We start from the raw sequence: 18,019 nt of genomic DNA, 5'->3' as shown, positions 1-18,019 counted from the left end.
AGGAGGATGGGGTGGACGGGCTGAAGGACCGCGTGACGGCGGTGATCACGGGTTCGGCCGTGGGGGACGCCCTCGGCGGGGCGACCGAGGGCTGGACGCCCCGGCAGATCGAGGAGCGGTACGGCGGCCGGGTGCGCGGGATCGTCGGGCCGTTCCACGAGAACTGGCGAGCCGCCAGGCCGATCGCCCCGTACCACAAGGGCGACGGCCACGTCACGGACGACACCCTCATGACCTGCGCGTTGGTCGAGGTCTACGCCCGACGACGCGACCACCTGGACGCGTACGCGATCGCCGAGTCGCTGGTACCCCTGATGATCGGCGAACCGCAGTGGGTGCCGGAGCTCGAGGACACCGTGCTGCTGCTGCAGCGGGTGTTCCTCGCCGAGAAGTGGCTGGTGGCGCGGCTTCACTACGGGCACGTCGACCCGCGTGAGGCCGGGACGGGCAACATCGTCAACTGCGGCGCCGCGATGTTCATCGCCCCCGTGGGGCTGGCCAACCCGGGGGAGCCCGCGGCCGCGTACGCCGAGGCGATCGACGTGGCGGGCGCGCACCAGTCCAGCTACGGACGGGAGGCGGCGGGGGTGCTCGCAGCAGCCGTCGCGGCCTCCGTCGCACCGGACGCGACCCTCGACTCCGTCCTCGACGCCGCGCGCCGACTCGCCCACGACGGCACCGCGGCGGCGATCGAGGCGGTCCTCGACGCGGTGGCCACCGTGCCGCCGCCGGTGGGCGACGACGCCGAGCGCGGGCTGGCGCACCGGGTGCGCGCCGCTGTCGCTCCCTTCGACAGCGTGGGGGACGACTACCGGGCGCCGGCGATGGATGCGCGCCGCCCCTCGCGCACCAAGTCGATCGAGGAGCTCCCGGTGGCCCTGGCGCTGCTCGCCGCCCACCGGGGCGACTACCGGGGCGCAGTGCTGGCCGCGGTGAACTACGGCCGGGACGCCGACTCGATCGCGTCGATGGCGGGCGCCCTCGCGGCGGGCCTGGGCGGGACCGCGGCGGTGCCGGCCGAGTGGCTGGACGAGATCGAGCAGGCGAGCCGCATCGACCTGCACGCGACCGGGCGCCTCATGGCCGAGGTCACCGCGGACCTGGTCACCGCCGACGCACGCCGTGCCGCGCAGCGCGCCGCGCGGTTGGCGGCGTTGTCGCGCCAGGCATCCACGGAGCACCGATGAGGCTCACCTGGGCCCAGCCGGAGGACCTCCTGGCCCACGAGCTTGTGCAGTCGGAGGCCGAGGGCAAGGACGTGTCCGGCGTGCTCGACCGGTGGGTCGCGGCCGGCGGCGACCCGACGCCAAGGGTCTCGGGCGCGTCCGAGGCGCGCGCCGAGCGGCGGCTGCGGACGCTGGCCGGCGTGCTCCTCGACGAGCTGGACGCGACCGTTGCCCCGCCGGACCCCTCGCAGCCCGCCGAGTGGGCGGACCTGGCGCGCCTGGTCGGAGCCGCCACCGTCGTGCGGCCGGGCCGCGACCTCGGCGAGCGACTCGAGGGTGCGTGGACGGGCCGCGCCGCCGGGTGCGTGCTGGGCAAGCCGGTGGAGAAGATCCCTCGGCAGGGCATCGAGGAGATCCTCCGGTCGACCGGTCGCTGGCCGCTGGACCGCTACTTCACCGCCGTGGGCCTGCCCGCCGACGTGGCGGCCCGGTGGCCCTGGAACCGCCGCAGCGCGCCGACCAGCCTCGAGGAGAACATCTCCGGTGCCCCGGAGGACGACGACCTGAACTTCCCGATGCTGGGGCTGCTGCTCCTCGAGCGGCACGGGTTCGGGTTCACCACGGACGACGTGGCCCAGCTCTGGCTGGACCAGCTCCCCGCCGGGCGGGTGTTCACCGCCGAACGAGCCGCATACCGCAACCTTCTCGAGGCGTACGCGGCGCCGGAGACCGCCCGGCTGCGCAACCCGTTCCGGGAGTGGATCGGCGCGCTGATCCGCGCGGACGTCTACGGCTGGACCGCGCCGGGTCAACCGCTCCGGGCCGCCGAGCTCGCCTGGCGGGACGCCCGGCTGAGCCACACCCGCAACGGCCTCTACGGTGCGATGTGGGCCGCCGCGCTCGCCGCGACGGCCGTGGTGGCCGACTCGGTCGAGGCGGTGCTGGACACCGCATCGGCCGTCGTGCCACCGGAGAGTGCGCTCGCGGAGGCGATCGAGCTGGGTCGTCGCACCGGGCGGCACGGCGGCACCCTCGCCGACGGCCTCGACGAGCTGCACCGCCACTACGGCCACCTGCACTGGGTCCACGTGCTGCCGAACGCGGCGACCATCGCGTTCGCCCTCGAGCGTGGCGGCGGTCGTTACGGTGACAGCGTGTGCGCCGCCGTGACGGCCGGGTGGGACACCGACTCGGTCGGTGCGACGGTCGGCGGGGTGGTCGGTGCCCTGGTTGGTGTCCAGGGGATCGGCGAGGAGTGGTCCGGGCCCATCGCGGGGCGGATCGCCACGTCGTTGCCCGGGGGCGAGCAGCGCATCGTCGACCTCGCCGCCCGAACGTCCTTGCTGGCTGACGAGCTGCGGCGGACGCGATGACCGGGCGAGTGGCAGTGATCGGCTCGGCGAACGTCGACCTGGTGGTCGACGTGGACCGCCACCCCGGGCCGGGCGAGACGGTGCTCGGCGGCGACCTGCGCCGCAGCCCCGGCGGCAAGGGGGCGAACCAGGCCGTGGCCGCGGCCCGCGCCGGAGGGGCGGCGACCGTGTTCGTCGGCGCGCTCGGCCGTGACGACGCGGCCGAGCTCCTGCTGGAGTCGCTCCACGGAGCGGGCGTCGCCACCGAGGCGGTCGGCCGGGTGGATGTGCCGACCGGCACCGCGCTCATCACCGTCACGCCGGATGGCGAGAACTCGATCGTCGTCGCGGCCGGCGCGAACGCGCGGCTCGCCCTGACCCCCGCGGCGGCCGCCGCCGTGGCCGGCGCGGACGTGGTCCTGGCCCAGCTGGAGGTGCCGCTCGAGGTGGTGCTCGCCGCGGCAGCGGCGCGCCGGGCCGCGTGCCTCCTGGTGCTCAACGCGGCACCGTCGCGGCCGCTGCCCGACGAGCTGTGGGACGCCGTCGACGTGCTCGTGGTCAACGAGCACGAGGCGATCGACCTGGGCCCCGGCGGCGGCGACGTCGACACCGCGGTGGAGCACCTGCTGGCGACGGTGCCGACCGTCGTGGTGACGATGGGTGCCCTGGGTGCGCTCGTCGCACGGCGCGGCCTTCCGGTGGTGCACGTGCCCTCTCTCGACGTCGACCCCGTCGACTCCACCGGAGCGGGGGACACGTTCTGCGGCGTCCTCGCGGCTCGCCTGGCCGACGGCGTGGAGGTCGTCGCGGCGGCGCGGGCGGCCGTCGTGGCGGGCGCCCTGGCGGTCACGCGCCGGGGCGCACAGTCGGGGATCCCGACGGCCGCCGAGGTCCTGGCCGCCCTGGGGCGGCTCGCATGAGCGAGGCGTTCGACGCACTCGTCCCGCGGTCGATCGACCTGCCGACCGTCGTGGACCTGCGCGCGCCGCTCACCCCGGCGCTCGTCGCTCACCTCGACGGGGCGAAGATCTTCGCCGCCCCGGACGACCCCGGCGACCTGCCCGCCTGGCGCGCGCGCCTTGCCGAGTGGCGCACCGCCTCCCGTGACCGGATCGACTACGACGGCCGGATCTACGACGAACCGGCGGCGGCCTGGGCGGCGCGCTGCCACGCGGTCGCCCAGGTGTGGCTCTGGGACGAGCTGCTCTACGACGCCGAGCAGGGCAGGTTCACGCCCGATCGGTTCCTCGCGGACGCGCGCGAGCGGTTCGGCGGCCTGGACGCCGTCGTCCTCTGGCACGCCTACCCGGTGATCGGCATCGACGAACGCAACCAGTGGGACTGGTACCGCGACGTCCCGGGGCTGCGCACCCTGGTCGACGACCTGCACGCGGCCGGTCTGCACGTCTTCGTCGACTACAACCCGTGGGACGTCGGCACCCGTCGGGCCGGCGACGACGTCACGGAGCTCGCCTCGCTGGTCGCGGACCTCGGCGTCGACGGCGTCTTCCTCGACACGCTGCGCAAGGCCGACCCTGAGCTGGTCGGAGCGCTGCGGCGGGTGCGACCGGGGATCGTGCTGGAGGGCGAGTCGAAGCTCGCCGTCGAACGGATCGGCGACCACGCGGCGTCCTGGGCCCAGTACTTCGCGGACTCACCTGTGCCGGGGGTGCTGCGCGCCCACTGGTTCGAGCGTCGGCACATGCAGCACCACACCCGCCGCTGGCACCGCGACCATGCCGAGGAGCTCCAGTCTGCCTGGCTCAACGGCGCTGGGGTGATGGTCTGGGAGGTCGTCTTCGGCGTCTGGGTGGGGTGGAACGCGCGTGACGCCGGCACCGCTGGTCGGATGCTCACGGTGCAGCGAGCGACGGACAACCTGCTGCTCGCCGGTGACTGGACGCCCCTGGCCCCGCTCGCGGCAGGGGCGCCGCAGGGCCTGCACGCCTCACGTTTCGCGCAGGGCGGCGTCCAGCTGTGGGCGCTGGTCAATCGCGGCGACGACGATGTCACCGGCCGCGTGCTCCCCGATGGCACCCCGGGCACGGCCGTGGACCTGACGGCCACACCCGACCGGGACCAGCCCGCCGGCGGCGAGGATGTCCTGGTCCCGGCGCACGGCATCGCGGCCGTCCTCGTCCTTGAGCCCGGGACACCGGAACCCGCCTGGCTGCCCGCGCTCCGAGCCGCCATGCGCGGGCTCGACCACGTGCCCGATGCGCGGTTCCACCACCGGGTGGCCACCCGCGTCGGTCCACCGGCGCCGCCGCCGGTGCCCCGTGCGGCGATCGCCGAGGAGACCGTCGTCGTGCCCGAAGGCCCGTGGGTGCTGACCGTGCGGTACCGGGCCCGTGAGACGGGCATGTACCAGGGCGCTCCGTACGTCGACGAGTGGAAGCCGCTGCCGCCACGGCTGCACGACACGCGCACGCTGCAGCGTGACGGCGCCTCCGCCGCCCCGGTCGCGGTGGGGGCCCTCGAGGTCAGCAATGCCCAGTTCGCGCAGTTCCTGGGCGCGACCCGCTACCGGCCGGCGGTGCCGCACCGCTTCCTGGCCCACTGGTCCGGCGGTCGGCCCCCGGCCGGTCACGACGACGACCCGGTCGTGTTCGTCGACCTCGCGGACGCACGCGCCTACTGCGCGTGGCGAGGCGGCCGGCTGCCCACGGAGGACGAGTGGCAGCTCGCGGCGCAGACCGGTGCGCTGCGGCGCCGTCCGCCGCTCGTGTGGAACTGGACCGACAGCGAGCACACCGACGGCCGCACCCGGTTCGCGATGCTCAAGGGCGGCTGCGACCACGCGGCACTCGGGTCGGAGTGGTACTTCGACGGCGGGCCGCAGCCGCCGGAGCTGACCGCGAAGCTGCTGGTGCCCGGCCTCGGACTGGCGCGGAGCCGGTGGGTCGGGTTCCGTTGCGCGTGGGCGATCGAGGAGGCACGACCATGAAGGCGCATCCGTTGGCGGACCTGCGCGTGGTCGACGCGTCCACGCTGTTCGCGGGCCCCATGGCCGCCATGCACCTCGGCGACATGGGGGCCGAGGTGATCAAGGTGGAGCACCCGCGCAAGCCCGACCCCTCCCGTGGGCACGGGGTGGCCAAGGACGGTGTCAACCTCTGGTGGAAGACGCTGGGCCGCAACAAGGCGACCGTCACGGCGGACCTGTCGCGGCCCGGCGGCCGCGAGGTGTTCCTCGCGCTCGCCCGCAGGTCGGATGTCGTCATCGAGAACTTCCGCCCGGGGACGCTCGAACGGTGGGGCCTGGGCTACGACGTGCTGTCCGCGGCGAACCCCCGCCTGGTCCTGGCCCGGGTCACCGGCTTCGGGCAGACCGGTCCCTACCGAGGACGTCCGGGCTTCGGCACGCTGGCCGAGGCGATGTCCGGGTTCGCCAGCCTCACCGGCGAACCCGACGGGCCACCGACCCTGCCACCCTTCGGGCTGGCCGACGGCGTCGCCTCCCTGGCCTGCGCGTACGCCGTCATGGTGGCGTTGCACGCCAGGGAACGGACCGGGCGCGGCCAACAGATCGACCTGGCGATCATCGAGCCGATCCTGGCGATGCTCGGCCCACAGATCACCCGATGGGACCAGCTGCGCACCGTGCAGGCCCGCACCGGCAACCGGTCGTCAAACAACGCCCCGCGCAACACCTACCGCACGGCCGACGACCGGTGGGTGGCCGTGTCCACGTCGGCACAGTCCGTCGCGGAGCGGGTGGTCCGGCTCGTCGGGCACCCCGAGCTGGCCGAGCAGCCGTGGTTCGCCGCGGGTGCCTCCCGCGCCGAGCACGCCGACGAGCTCGACGCCGTGGTCGGCAGCTGGATCCGGCGCCGGACCCGCGACGAGGTCGTCGCGGCCTTCGAGGCGGCCGACGCCGCCGTCGCGCCGATCTACGACGCCCACGACATCGTCGAGGATCCCCAGTTCCGGGCGCTCGGCACGATCCACGAGATCGACGACCCGGACCTCGGGCCGATGACGATGCAGGGCCCTCTCTTCCGGCTCTCGGACGCCGACGCCGTCATCGCCCACACGGGGCGGCCACACGGCGCGGACACCGCTGCCGTGCTGCGCGACCTCGGCTTCAGCGACGAGCGCATCGCCGCGCTGCGGGCCGGCGGCGACATATGAACGCGCTCGTCGTCACCCTCCTCTACGCGCCGGCCGATCGGCCCGACCTCGTCGCCAAGGCCCTGCGCTCCTCTGCCGACGTCGTGGTGCTCGACCTCGAGGACGCCGTCGCCCCCGCGCACAAGGCGGCCGCCCGTGACACGGTCCGAGAGCTGGTCGCCGGTTCGACGCGCCCGGTCCAGGTCAGGGTCAACGCGACCGCGACGCCGTGGCACGACGAGGACCTCACCCTGGTGTCGTCCTTGCGGACGGACGTCGGCGTGCGCCTGCCGAAGGTGGAGACGTCCGATGACGTCGTGAAGGTCGCGGCGCGGCTTCCAGGCCGGCCGCTGCACCTGCTCATCGAGAGCGCGCTGGGCGTCGAGAACGCGTTCGCGCTCGCCACCGCAGCGTCCACCGTCGCCTCCGTCGGCCTAGGCGAGGCGGACCTGCTCTCGGACATGCGCTGCACCGCGGAGGAGGGACTTGCCTTCGCCCGCTCGCGCATCATCGTCGCGGCACGTGCCGCCGGGCTTCCCTCGCCGACGATGTCCGTCTACCCGCACGTGCGAGACCGCGATGGGCTTCGGGACTCGTGCCTCGTCGGGCGACGGCTCGGGTTCTGCGGCCGGGCGGCGATCCATCCCGGGCAGCTGGACGTGATCCGGACAGCCTTCGCCCCGGCACCGGATGAGGTCGCGCACGCCCAGCGCGTGATCGACAGCGTGGGTGCCGCGGGGGATGCCGGCGTCGGCGTCGTCCTCCTCGCGGATGGCACGTTCCTCGACATCGCGATGGTCGAGCATGCTCGGTTCATCCTGGCGCTCGTCGCCGCCACGGCGGATGGCGGCGGTGGTCGGCAAGACTGATCCTCGTGTCGCTCGCGCGCGTGGACGGCTCGTCCGTCGACGACAGGGGACGGGCGCACCGCCAGGGCGGGGTCCGGCCACCGCGGACAAGGCCGTGCCAGCGTTCGAGTACACGCGCGCCGAGCTCCTGTCGGACTCCCGGCTCTCAGGCGGGCGCGGCGTCGGGCCGGTTGGTCCCGGAGTCGTCCGGGAAGGGGTGGATGCGTCCGAGCAGGGGCTTGAAGCGCTGCTGGGCGCCCTGCTTGGTCAGGCCGTAGAGGTCGCCGATGTCGCCCCAGGAGGCCCCGGCGTCCCGTGCTGCCCGCACAGCGTCCAGCTCCCGGGTTTCGGCGCTCTCACGTCGCCGGCGGGCGGCGGCCAGCACCGTCAAGGAGTCGGCCGTGGCCTCGAGCGCGCCGCGTCGCCTCGCTCGCGCGTCCCGCTCCGATCCGGCCACGAGTCCATCGTAGGGCGGCCGGACGACAACGAGAAGTTGACGGTCGCGTCAACTGAGGGTTGACTCTTGGGTCAACGTGACCAGGTGGAAGGAGGGGCGTCGCCGTGGCGAAGAAGAAGGACAAGAAGAAGGACAAGAAGAAGAAGTGACCGACCCGCGAGGCGGCCTGGGCAGTGGCGCCCCGGCCGCCTTGCTTCGGTCTTCCGGGCGCCGCCGGTGAGGTTTGACCTCGGAACAGGCCATCTGACCTGGGTATCTACTGGAGCGGCCGACGGGAATCGAACCCGCGTAGCCAGTTTGGAAGACTGGGGCTCTGCCATTGAGCTACGGCCGCGCGCCCCCCGGCGCGCGCATGGCACGGGCGGCGGGACCGCCAGATCGTATCGGAGGGCATCCTGGTCCCGTGCGGATGTGGTCGCTCCACCCCCGGTACCTGGACCGCCAGGGCCTGCTGGCCTGCTGGCGCGAGTCCCTGCTCGCGCAGGCCGTCCTGGTGGGCGCCACGAAGGGCTACCAGCACCATCCGCAGCTGGACCGGTTCCGCGAGCAGCCGGACCCGATGGCGGCCATCGGCGCCTACCTGGCCGGGTTGCGCGACGAGGCGACGGCCCGCGGCTACCGGTTCGACGCGGGGCGCATCCTCCGACAGGGAGAGCCGGTGCGGTTGACGGTGACCGACGGCCAGCTCGCGCTGGAGTGGCGCCACCTCGGCGCCAAGCTCGCGGCGCGGAGCCCGAAGGACGCGGAGCGCTGGAGCACGGCCGCACCGGCGCCGCACCCCCTCTTCGTGGTGATCCCAGGCCCGGTGGCGTCGTGGGAGCGGGCAGGGGAAGGCTGAAGGTCGGTTGGGCGGGTGACCGGCAGGACGTAGGATCGGTGGTCGCCTGCGCGCGGCCGCGCGTGCTCGTCGTAGGCCGCGCAGCGCCCGCCGGAGCACGGAGCACCGGCACCCCCCGAGCCAGTTGGAGAGCAGCATCGTGAAGAGCGCCGTCGAGACCCTGGAGCCCACCAAGGTCAAGCTGACCGTCGAGGTGACCTACGACGAGCTCAAGCCGAACATCGACGAGGCCTACAAGCACATCGCCGCCGAGGTGAGCGTCCCGGGCTTCCGCAAGGGCAAGGTCCCGCCGCGCATCATCGACCAGCGCGTCGGCCGCCCGGCCGTCATCGAGCACGCCGTCAACGAGGGCCTCGGCACCTTCTACGCGGAGGCCGTCCGCGAGAACAACCTGCGCCCCCTGGGCCAGCCGGACGTCAACGTCACGCAGGTCCCCGGCCTCACGGCGACGGCGCCCGGCGAGGAGGGTGAGCTGCACTTCACCGCCGAGGTCGAGGTCCGCCCGACGATCGAGGTCCCGTCGCTCGACGACATCACGGTCGAGGTCGAGAGCGAGGAGGTGTCCGACGAGGACGTCGCCGGCCGCCTCGACTCCCTGCGCGAGCGCTTCGGCACGCTGGTCGGCGTCGACCGCCCGGCGCAGGACGGCGACTTCGTCCAGATCGACCTGGTGGCCACCATCGACGGCGAGGAGATCGACAAGGTCTCGGCCGTCAGCTACCAGATCGGCTCCGGCAACATGCTCGAGGGTCTCGACGACGCGCTCACCTCGCTGTCGGCGGGGGAGACGACGACCTTCGAGTCCGCGCTCGTCGGCGGCGAGCACGCGGGCGAGACGGCCCAGGTCACGGTGACGGCCTCGACCGTCAAGGAGCGCCAGCTCCCCGAGGCCGACGACGACTTCGCGCAGCTGGCCAGCGAGTTCGACACGCTCGACGAGCTCATGGCCGACCTGCGCGAGCAGGTGGCCCGCATCAAGGGCTCGAACCGCGCGATCCAGGCGCGCGACAAGCTGCTCGAGGCGCTCGTCGCCGGCATCGAGATCCCGGTGCCGACCGGCGTCGTCGAGGCCGAGGTCGTGCGTCACCTCGAGGCCGAGAACCGCGTCGGCGACGAGGAGCACGGGGCCGAGGTCCGCGCCGACACCACCACGGTGCTGCGCAACCAGATCCTCCTCGACACGCTCGCCGAGAAGCTCGAGGTCAAGGTCAGCCAGGGCGAGCTCGTCGACTACCTGGTCAACGCCTCCCGCCAGTACGGCATGGACCCGTCGACCTTCATCCAGACGATCGACCAGCAGGGCCAGATCCCCTCGATGGTGGCCGAGGTCGCCCGCAGCAAGGCGCTGGCGATGAGCCTGCGGCACGTCAAGGTCGTCGACCCGAAGGGCGAGCCGGTCGACCTGTCCGAGTACATCGGCACCGACGAGGAGGACGCGGCCACCGCCTCGGCCGTCGACCAGGTGGTCCAGGCGGCCGCCGCCTCGCAGGCCGGGGAGCCCGACCTGGCGCCGGTCGACACCGACGCCGCGACCGACATCTCGTCGCTGCTGCGCCCCTGACACCACCGCTGGGCGGCGTCCTGCGCCGACAGCGAAACGACGCCCGCGCGGGGAAGTCCCTCCCCGCGCGGGCGTTAGTGTCCTTGCCAACGCGAGCGTAAGGAGCGAGTCGTGAACGAGCTGGTGCCGGCGATCGCCCGGACCGAGACCCCGGGGTTCGGCCTCAACGACCACATCTACAACCGGTTGCTGCGCGAGCGGATCATCTGGCTCGGTTCCGAGGTGCGCGACGAGAACGCGAACGCGATCTGCGCCCAGATGATGCTGCTCGCCGCCGAGGACCCGGACAAGGACATCTGGCTGTACATCAACTCGCCGGGGGGATCGATCACGGCGGGCATGGCGATCTACGACACCATGCAGTACATCAAGCCGGACGTCGCCACCATCGCCATGGGCATGGCCGCGTCGATGGGGCAGTTCCTGCTCTCGTCGGGCGCCAAGGGCAAGCGGTACGCCACGCCCCACACGCGCGTGCTCATGCACCAGCCGTCCGGCGGCTTCGGCGGCACCGCGACCGACGTGCGGATCAACGCGGAGCTGATCCTGCACATGAAGCGGGTGCTGGCCGAGCTGACCGCCGAGCAGACCGGCAAGACGATCGAGCAGATCAACGCCGACGCGGACCACGACCGCTGGTTCACGGCGCAGGAGGCGCTCGAGTACGGGTTCATCGACCACGTCGTCGCCACCGCCGGTTCCGTGACCGGCAGCGGCGGCACCAACTGACCTGCGCCCGACGAACGAGGAGTATCCAGTGAGCACCGAATCGCAGTTCGTCGCGCGGGCCGGGCGGATGGCCGGGGCCGGTGGCTTCGGCGGTCTCGCCGCATCGCCACAGGGCCGCTACGTGCTGCCCCAGTTCGAGGAGCGCACGGCCTACGGCTTCAAGCGCCAGGACCCGTACACCAAGCTGTTCGAGGACCGGATCATCTTCCTCGGCGTGCAGGTGGACGACGCCTCGGCCGACGACGTCATGGCCCAGCTCCTGGTGCTGGAGAGCACCGACCCGGACCGCGACATCATCCTCTACATCAACTCGCCCGGCGGCTCGTTCACGGCCCTGACGGCCATCTACGACACGATGCAGTACATCAAGCCGCAGATCCAGACCGTGTGCCTGGGCCAGGCCGCCTCGGCGGCCGCGGTGCTGCTGGCGGCCGGCACGCCCGGCAAGCGCCTGGCGCTGCCGAACGCGCGCGTGCTCATCCACCAGCCCTCCATGGAGGGTGGCGGCTACGCCCAGGCCTCGGACATCGAGATCCAGGCCAACGAGCTGATCCGCATCCGTGAGTGGCTGGAGGAGGCGTTGTCCCAGCACACCGGCCAGTCCGTGGAGCAGGTCCGTGGGGACATCGAGCGCGACAAGATCCTCACGGCCGAGCAGGCGGTGGCCTACGGCATCGTCGACCAGGTGCTGGCGAGCCGGAAGGGTGTCGTCGCCGCGACCGCGCAGGGCGTCTGACGCACGGGCGGCCCCGGCACCCGCGGCGCGACCGCGTGGCGTCCGGGGCCGCGCCGCGCCCGGTACGGCAACACGCCGGGCGTTCGGCCGACCTAGGCTGACACCGGGCCCCGGGTGGTGTGCAATGGGGCGTACGACGACCGACCGACCGGCGGCGACCACCAGGAAGGGGATGGCCAGTGGCCCGTATCGGAGACGGAGCCGATCTCCTCAAGTGCTCGTTCTGCGGCAAGTCGCAGAAGCAGGTGAAGAAGCTCATCGCAGGACCTGGTGTCTACATCTGCGACGAGTGCATCGACCTGTGCAACGAGATCATCGAGGAGGAGCTCGCCGAGGCCACCGAGACCGGCATGGTCGAGCTGCCGAAGCCGAAGGAGATCTTCGAGTTCCTCGAGCAGTACGTCATCGGCCAGGAGCCCGCCAAGCGGTCGCTCGCCGTGGCCGTCTACAACCACTACAAGCGCGTGCAGGCCGGTGACCGGTCGGCCGACGACGTCGAGATCGCCAAGTCGAACATCCTGCTCATCGGCCCCACCGGCTGCGGCAAGACGTACCTGGCGCAGACCCTGGCGAAGATGCTCAACGTGCCGTTCGCCATCGCCGACGCCACGGCCCTCACCGAGGCGGGCTACGTCGGCGAGGACGTGGAGAACATCCTCCTCAAGCTCATCCAGGCCGCGGACTACGACGTCAAGAAGGCCGAGACCGGGATCATCTACATCGACGAGATCGACAAGATCGCCCGCAAGAGCGAGAACCCGTCGATCACGCGCGACGTCTCCGGCGAGGGCGTGCAGCAGGCTCTGCTGAAGATCCTCGAGGGCACCACGGCGAGCGTGCCGCCGCAGGGCGGCCGCAAGCACCCGCACCAGGAGTTCATCCAGATCGACACGACGAACGTGCTGTTCATCGTCGCGGGCGCGTTCGCCGGGCTGGACGACATCATCACGAGCCGCGCCGGGCGGCGGGGGATCGGGTTCGGCGCCGCGCTGCACACCGCCGACGACGTCGACGTCTACGGCGAGGTCATGCCGGAGGACCTGCTGAAGTTCGGGCTCATCCCGGAGTTCATCGGCCGCGTCCCCGTCATCACCACCGTGTCGCCGCTCGACCGGGCCGCCCTGGTGCGGATCCTCACCGAGCCACGCAACGCCCTGATCAAGCAGTACCAGCGGATGTTCCAGATCGACGGCGTCGAGCTCGAGTTCGACGACGACGCGGTGGGCGCCATCGCCGACCAGGCGCTGCTGCGCGGCACCGGCGCGCGCGGGCTGCGGGCGATCATGGAGGAGGTCCTCCAGCAGGTGATGTTCGAGGTGCCGAGCCGGGACGACGTCGCCCGCGTCGTCATCACGCGCGACGTGGTGCTGAAGAACGTCAACCCGACGCTGGTGCCGCGCGACGTCCCGCGGGAGAAGCGCACGCCACGAGAGAAGAGCGCGTGACGGAGGCGTCCCCCGGCGGCGTGCCGCCGGAGCTGGCCCGCCTGCGGCACAGCATCGACAACATCGACGCCGCGCTGGTCCACATCCTCGCCGAGCGGTTCAAGGCGACCCAGCGCGTCGGCGTGCTCAAGGCCGAGCTGGGGCTGCCGCCGTCCGACCTCGAGCGTGAGGCGGTGCAGATCGCGCGGCTGCGCGCGCTGGCGCGCGAGGCCGACCTCGACCCGGAGTTCGCCGAGAAGTTCCTCGCGTTCCTCGTCGCCGAGGTGATCCGGCACCACGAGGAGATCGCGCTGGACCGCTCGCAGCAGGTGTGAGCCCGTCGCAGGTCAGTCGGTGAGCTCGAACCGCTCGGCGATCGCCTCGATGAGCGGCAGGTGCTGCTCCCACGTCGCGCTTCCCATGCCGAGGATGAACGCCGCATGCCCGCGCACGGCGAAGTACTCCCGGGTCCGGTAGACCACGGCGCCGTCGGCGTCGCGGACCGTCACGAAGTCGAGCGCGACCCCGGGCCGGCCGGCGAAGGTCACCTGCGTACGGACGAAGTCGTCGTAGCCGTGGGCCGCCAGCCTCTCCTGCGCGGTGTCCGCCACCTGCACGGCGCTGCGTCCCCTCGTCGGCACCTTGAAGACGATGAGGTTCTCGCGCGGGCCCCCGGTGGCCCGCAGCACCTCCGGGCCGTTGGCCGGCACGGGCGGCAGTGCCTCCCAGCCCCCCGGCACGTGCAGGACGGCGCCGTAGGGGACGATCGGGAGAGCGGTCCAGGGAGTGCTGTCGAGATCGGGCATGGTGCGGGGCCTTTCGGGTGCGGTGGTCGTCGGTCGCCCCAGGGGATACCGCCTTCGGGTCGCGGTGCGAGCCTCGCACCCGGCGTCCCGTGCGGTATCGCAGGATCGGCAGGCACCACGGCGACGAGCCCCGGGAGACCACGGCAGTGAGCAGTCAGCACGCGGTGCCCGGCGCCGCCGACCGGGCGCGGCTGGTCGCGGCGCACTCCGGCCTCGTCGACCGCGAGGTCGCGCGGTACCGGACGTGGCGGGTCGACCGGGCGGACCTGCGTCAGGCGGGGATCCTCGGGCTGCTCATCGCCGCCGGGCGGTTCGACCCGGACCGTGCCGTGCCGTTCGGTGCCTACGCGCACACCTGGGTGCGCAAGGAGATCCAGCGGGCCATCGCGCGGCAGGAGTTCCCCGCGGTCGTGCCCAGCGACCTGGTCGGGCGCACGGTCGCGGTACGCCGCGCGCTCGACGAGAACGCGGACAGCCTGAACCTCGCCGCCGCCGCGCTGGGCATCTCGGCGGCGACCGTCGCCGCGCTCCATCGGCAGCTGCGCACGGATCCCGTCGAGGAGGACGAGGACTTGCCGGCGCCGGGCTACCCCCTGGCCGACCCGCAGGACGTCGCGGTCGCGCGGGACTTCGTCAGTGCGGTGCGCAGCGGCCTGGTCCGCATGGACCCGCGCGCGGCCGAGGCGCTGGTCCTGCGCTACGGCCTCGACGACGGCGCGGAGTGGTCGTACCGCAGGATCGGCCGCCACCTCGGCACCTCCGACCACACGGCCCGGACGCTCGTGGAGCGCGCGCAGGCCGAGCTCCGTCGTCTCCTCGACTGACGGGACGGTCGCCGTGGGGCCCTGCGGTGGCGGGCCGGGCGCCGGTGGCCCAAGGTGGGGGGAACGCCTCGCCGGGCGGCCGGCCTGGGCGTCCTCGTCGCGGAGGTGCCGATGCAGCTGCACGCGCTCAAGCCCCTGCTGGGACGGCCCGGTCCCTTCACCACGGTGTACGTCGATGCGACGCCGGCGGGCACGGGGATCGAGCTGGACACCGCGGAGCGGTGGAAGGGCCTGCGCCGGTCGGCGCCCCCCGGGGTGGACCCGGCGGTGCTCGACGAGATCGGCGCGCGGCTCGCCGTCCCGGACGGCCGGCACGACCCGCACGGGCGGGTCCTCGTCGCGGACGCGCACGAGGTCCTCGTCGACCGGATCCTGTCGGTGCCACCGGCGACCTCCCGCCTCGACGTCGGGCCGGCACCGGCGCTGCTGCCGGTGGTCCGGGCGGCGGAGGAGGCCGTGCGCCTGCTCGTCGTCGCGGTGGACCGGACGGGCGCCGACCTGACGCGCCTGACGAGCGGCGAGCGCAACCGGACCCCGGAGACGACGACCGTCACCGGTGGGCACGACGACGTGCACAAGACCCGCGAGGGCGATCTCGCGCGCCGCGCGCAGACCCGCGCCGAGGACTCCTGGCAGCGCAACGCCGAGGTGATCGCCCACGCGCTGGAGAAGGCGGTGGCCGACGACGCCCCCGACCTCGTGGTCCTCACCGGCGACCTGCGCACCCTCGGGTTCGTCAAGGACTGCGTGGGGCAGGCCGTCCGGGACCGTGCCGTCGACGTGCCGGGCGGCGGCCGCGGCGAGGGCGTGCACGAGGGCGCCTTCAAGGTGCACCTGCGGGAGGCGGCGGCGGCGTTCCGCGCCAGGCGACGCGAGGCCGTGCTGGCACGGTTCGCCGAGGCGACGGGCCGTGGCGACGGCGCCGTCAGCGGGCTGGGCGACGTCGTGGAGGTGCTGCGACGCGGTCAGGTGGCCGAGCTGGTGCTGGCGATCGGGGCGATCGAGGGCGCCCTGAGCACGCGCGAGCTGTGGGTGGGCGCCGAGCCGCTCCAGCTGGGCGTCTCGGCGGGGGACCTCGACGGGCTCGGGCTGTCGGCGGCACCGCGGAAGATGACCGCGCACGTCGCCCTCGTCCGCGCCGCGCTGGGCCAGGACGCCGGGGTGACGCTCGCCGAGGAGGGCGACGCCGCACCACGGGACGGCGTCGGCGCGCTGCTGCGCTGGTCGGACGGCTCGACGCCGAGCGGCTCGCTGCTGTCGCAGTCGGCCGACCGGAGCCGGTTGCGCTCGCTCGGCTAGCTGTAGCGCGCGGTCAGCGCCCCGGCCGGGTGTCGACGTAGAGCTCGTCGATCTCGGTCGCGAAGTCCTTGAGGACGGCGGCGCGCTTCACCTTGAGCGACGGCGTCAGGTAGCCGTTCGCCTCGGTGAAGTCCGTGGTGAGGACCCGGATCTTGCGGATCGACTCGGCGCGGGAGACCACCTGGCTGGCGCGCTCCGCGGCGCGGTCGAGGGCCTCGAGCACCTGCGGGTCGCGGGCGGCCGTCGTCACGTCCATCGGAGGCAGGCCGTGCATGGACAGCCAGCCGGGCAGCATGTCGGCGTCGAGCGTGACGAGCGCGCCGATGAACGGCCGCTGGTCGCCGACGACGACCACCTGGCTGACGAGGGGGTGGCCGCGCAGCCGGTCCTCCAGCAGCGCGGGGGCGACGTTCTTGCCGCCGGCCGTGACGATGATCTCCTTCTTGCGACCCGTGATGGTCAGGTACCCGTCCGCGTCGAGCGAGCCGAGGTCCCCCGTCTGGAACCAGCCGTCGACGAGCACGGCGGCGGTCTCCTCGGGCATGCCGCGATAGCCGCGGAACACGTGCGGTCCCTTGACCCAGATCGCGCCCTCGTCGTCCACGCGCAGCGCGGTCCCCGGGAACGCGGGCCCCACCGTGCCGACCTTGGTCAGCTCGGGCCGGTTGACGGCCGTGGGCGCGGTCGTCTCGGTGAGCCCGTAGCCCTCGAGCACGTTCACGCCGATGCCGCGGAAGAAGTGGCCGAGCCGCTCGCCCAGCGGCGCGCCGCCCGAGACCGCGAACTCGGCGCGGCCGCCGAGCGCCTCGCGCAGCCTGCGGTGCACGAGGGCACCGGCGAGCGCGTGCTGCGCCTTGAGCGCGCCGCTCGGGCCGCCCTCGGTGTCCAGCGCCCGGGAGTAGGTGATCGCCACCTTCGCGGCCCAACGGAAGAGGCGGAGCTTGACCCCGGAGCCGGCCTTCTGCTCGGCCGAGTTGTAGACCTTCTCGAACACGCGCGGCACGGCCAGGACGAACGTGGGCTTGAAGGTCCCGAGCTCCGCGATGAGGTTGCGGGTGTCCGGCGTGTGCCCGAGGGTGGCGCCCGTCGTGACGCACAGCACCTCGATGAACCGCGCGAACACGTGCGCCAACGGCATGAACAGCAGCGTGCGTGAGTACGGCTTGGCGCACACGTCCCGGAGCCCGACGGCGCCCTCACGGCAGAGCGCGACGAAGTTGCCGTGCGTCAGCTCGACGCCCTTGGGCCGGCCCGTGGTGCCGGAGGTGTAGATGATCGTCGCCAGCGTCGAGCCGTCGGCGAGGGCCGATCGGCGCTCGATCTCCGCGTCCGTGACGCCGGCCGTCGCGCCCCGGGCGACGAGCGTCGTGATGGCGTCCTCGTTCAGGACCAGGACGTCCGCCAGGTCGGGCAGCTCGTCGCGCACCTGCGCGACGACGGCCGCGTGCGCCGCGGTCTCGACGACGACGAGCTTCGTGCCCGAGTCACCGGCGATCCACCTCACCTGCTCGGGCGCCGAGGTCTCGTAGATCGGCACGCCGACCGCCCCGGCCGCCCAGCACGCGAAGTCGACGAGCGTCCACTCGTACCGGGTGCGGCTCATGATCCCGACGCGGTCGCCCGGCTCGATCCCGGAGGCGACGAGGCCCTTGGCGACGGCGGTGACCTCGGCGACGAACGCCGCGACCGTCATCGGAACCCAGGAGCCGCCCATGCCGGCGGCGCGCTCGAGGAAGACGTCGTCCGGGTCACGTGCCAGGCGCTCGGCCAGCATCCCGGGGATGGACAGGGCGGGGGTGTACGTGCCGAGCGAGGGGGAGGCGAACTCGTCCATGAGGGCTCCTGTGAAGCGGGTGTGACGACCTT

Annotated in this window: 17 protein-coding genes and 1 tRNA gene; 14 read left to right on the top strand and 4 right to left on the bottom strand. The window is 73.2% G+C overall.

The genetic code is table 11. The features are described from left to right. Positions 1 to 11 precede the first annotated feature (11 nt). Genes BGO37_RS03225 through BGO37_RS03200 form a run of 6 tightly spaced genes read left to right on the top strand, consistent with a single transcriptional unit; the run spans position 12 to position 7,500 of the window. A complete protein-coding gene (locus BGO37_RS03225; protein WP_291752204.1) occupies positions 12 to 1,187 on the top strand; it encodes an ADP-ribosylglycohydrolase family protein in 1,176 nt (391 codons plus the stop codon). Beyond that, the gene (locus BGO37_RS03220; protein WP_291752202.1) at positions 1,184 to 2,539 is read left to right on the top strand and encodes an ADP-ribosylglycohydrolase family protein; all 1,356 of its coding nucleotides are present in this window, start codon (positions 1,184 to 1,186) and stop codon (positions 2,537 to 2,539) included. The genes BGO37_RS03225 and BGO37_RS03220 overlap by 4 nt, the downstream gene beginning before the upstream one ends. Further along, positions 2,536 to 3,438, top strand: coding sequence for a ribokinase (locus BGO37_RS03215; protein WP_291752200.1), 903 nt, complete (start codon positions 2,536 to 2,538; stop codon positions 3,436 to 3,438). The genes BGO37_RS03220 and BGO37_RS03215 overlap by 4 nt, the downstream gene beginning before the upstream one ends. Beyond that, the gene (locus BGO37_RS03210) at positions 3,435 to 5,465 is read left to right on the top strand and encodes an SUMF1/EgtB/PvdO family nonheme iron enzyme (RefSeq protein ID WP_291752198.1); all 2,031 of its coding nucleotides are present in this window, start codon (positions 3,435 to 3,437) and stop codon (positions 5,463 to 5,465) included. The genes BGO37_RS03215 and BGO37_RS03210 overlap by 4 nt, the downstream gene beginning before the upstream one ends. Beyond that, the gene (locus BGO37_RS03205; protein ID WP_291752195.1) at positions 5,462 to 6,652 is read left to right on the top strand and encodes a CaiB/BaiF CoA-transferase family protein; all 1,191 of its coding nucleotides are present in this window, start codon (positions 5,462 to 5,464) and stop codon (positions 6,650 to 6,652) included. The genes BGO37_RS03210 and BGO37_RS03205 overlap by 4 nt, the downstream gene beginning before the upstream one ends. After that, entirely contained in the window at positions 6,649 to 7,500 is an 852-nt protein-coding gene (locus tag BGO37_RS03200) for a CoA ester lyase (protein ID WP_291752193.1), read from the top strand. Before BGO37_RS03205 ends, BGO37_RS03200 begins: the two co-directional genes overlap by 4 nt. Positions 7,501 to 7,645: 145 nt before the next feature. Here the strand turns inward: BGO37_RS03200 and BGO37_RS03195 are convergent, their stop codons facing one another. Together BGO37_RS03195 and BGO37_RS03190 are read right to left on the bottom strand one after the other, a co-directional pair. Further along, entirely contained in the window at positions 7,646 to 7,936 is a 291-nt protein-coding gene (locus BGO37_RS03195; RefSeq protein ID WP_291752190.1) for a hypothetical protein, read from the bottom strand. 260 nt (positions 7,937 to 8,196) lie between these two features. Continuing rightward, a tRNA-Gly gene (locus tag BGO37_RS03190) sits at positions 8,197 to 8,270 on the bottom strand. 69 nt (positions 8,271 to 8,339) lie between these two features. On the opposite strand from BGO37_RS03190, the gene BGO37_RS03185 reads away from it, so the two are divergent. From BGO37_RS03185 to BGO37_RS03160, 6 genes are all read left to right on the top strand, one after another. After that, on the top strand, positions 8,340 to 8,774 hold the full coding sequence (locus BGO37_RS03185; RefSeq protein WP_291752189.1) for a pyrimidine dimer DNA glycosylase/endonuclease V: 435 nt from the start codon (positions 8,340 to 8,342) through the stop codon (positions 8,772 to 8,774). Between the two features lie 139 nt (positions 8,775 to 8,913). Beyond that, a complete protein-coding gene (tig, locus tag BGO37_RS03180) occupies positions 8,914 to 10,335 on the top strand; it encodes a trigger factor (protein ID WP_291752187.1) in 1,422 nt (473 codons plus the stop codon). Positions 10,336 to 10,446: 111 nt separating this feature from the next. Then, positions 10,447 to 11,064: an ATP-dependent Clp protease proteolytic subunit gene (locus BGO37_RS03175; protein ID WP_291752185.1), complete on the top strand. Its 618-nt coding sequence runs from the start codon at positions 10,447 to 10,449 to the stop codon at positions 11,062 to 11,064. A gap of 28 nt (positions 11,065 to 11,092) precedes the next feature. Next, positions 11,093 to 11,800: an ATP-dependent Clp protease proteolytic subunit gene (locus tag BGO37_RS03170; RefSeq protein ID WP_291752182.1), complete on the top strand. Its 708-nt coding sequence runs from the start codon at positions 11,093 to 11,095 to the stop codon at positions 11,798 to 11,800. Between the two features lie 179 nt (positions 11,801 to 11,979). Beyond that, complete coding sequence (clpX, locus tag BGO37_RS03165) at positions 11,980 to 13,245, top strand: ATP-dependent Clp protease ATP-binding subunit ClpX (protein WP_291752181.1); 1,266 nt, start codon at positions 11,980 to 11,982, stop codon at positions 13,243 to 13,245. Continuing rightward, positions 13,242 to 13,559 (top strand): chorismate mutase, encoded by a 318-nt coding sequence (locus BGO37_RS03160; protein WP_291752178.1) that lies wholly within the window; start codon positions 13,242 to 13,244, stop codon positions 13,557 to 13,559. The genes clpX and BGO37_RS03160 overlap by 4 nt, the downstream gene beginning before the upstream one ends. Before the next feature lie 12 nt (positions 13,560 to 13,571). Here the strand turns inward: BGO37_RS03160 and BGO37_RS03155 are convergent, their stop codons facing one another. Then, positions 13,572 to 14,030: a hypothetical protein gene (locus tag BGO37_RS03155; protein WP_291752176.1), complete on the bottom strand. Its 459-nt coding sequence runs from the start codon at positions 14,028 to 14,030 to the stop codon at positions 13,572 to 13,574. A 146-nt stretch (positions 14,031 to 14,176) separates the two neighbouring features. Between BGO37_RS03155 and BGO37_RS03150 the strand changes: the two genes are divergently transcribed. Together BGO37_RS03150 and BGO37_RS03145 are read left to right on the top strand one after the other, a co-directional pair. Then, on the top strand, positions 14,177 to 14,854 hold the full coding sequence (locus tag BGO37_RS03150) for a sigma-70 family RNA polymerase sigma factor (protein ID WP_291752174.1): 678 nt from the start codon (positions 14,177 to 14,179) through the stop codon (positions 14,852 to 14,854). A gap of 54 nt (positions 14,855 to 14,908) precedes the next feature. Then, positions 14,909 to 16,153: a hypothetical protein gene (locus BGO37_RS03145; protein WP_291752172.1), complete on the top strand. Its 1,245-nt coding sequence runs from the start codon at positions 14,909 to 14,911 to the stop codon at positions 16,151 to 16,153. A 13-nt stretch (positions 16,154 to 16,166) separates the two neighbouring features. Here the strand turns inward: BGO37_RS03145 and BGO37_RS03140 are convergent, their stop codons facing one another. Further along, the gene (locus BGO37_RS03140; RefSeq protein ID WP_291752171.1) at positions 16,167 to 17,987 is read right to left on the bottom strand and encodes a long-chain fatty acid--CoA ligase; all 1,821 of its coding nucleotides are present in this window, start codon (positions 17,985 to 17,987) and stop codon (positions 16,167 to 16,169) included. Between the last annotated feature and the right edge of the window lie 32 nt (positions 17,988 to 18,019).

Origin of the sequence: Cellulomonas sp. 73-92 (assembly GCF_001898175.1) — a bacterium.
Lineage (GTDB): Bacteria > Actinomycetota > Actinomycetes > Actinomycetales > Cellulomonadaceae > Cellulomonas.
This window is presented reverse-complemented; position numbering and strand designations above follow the sequence as displayed.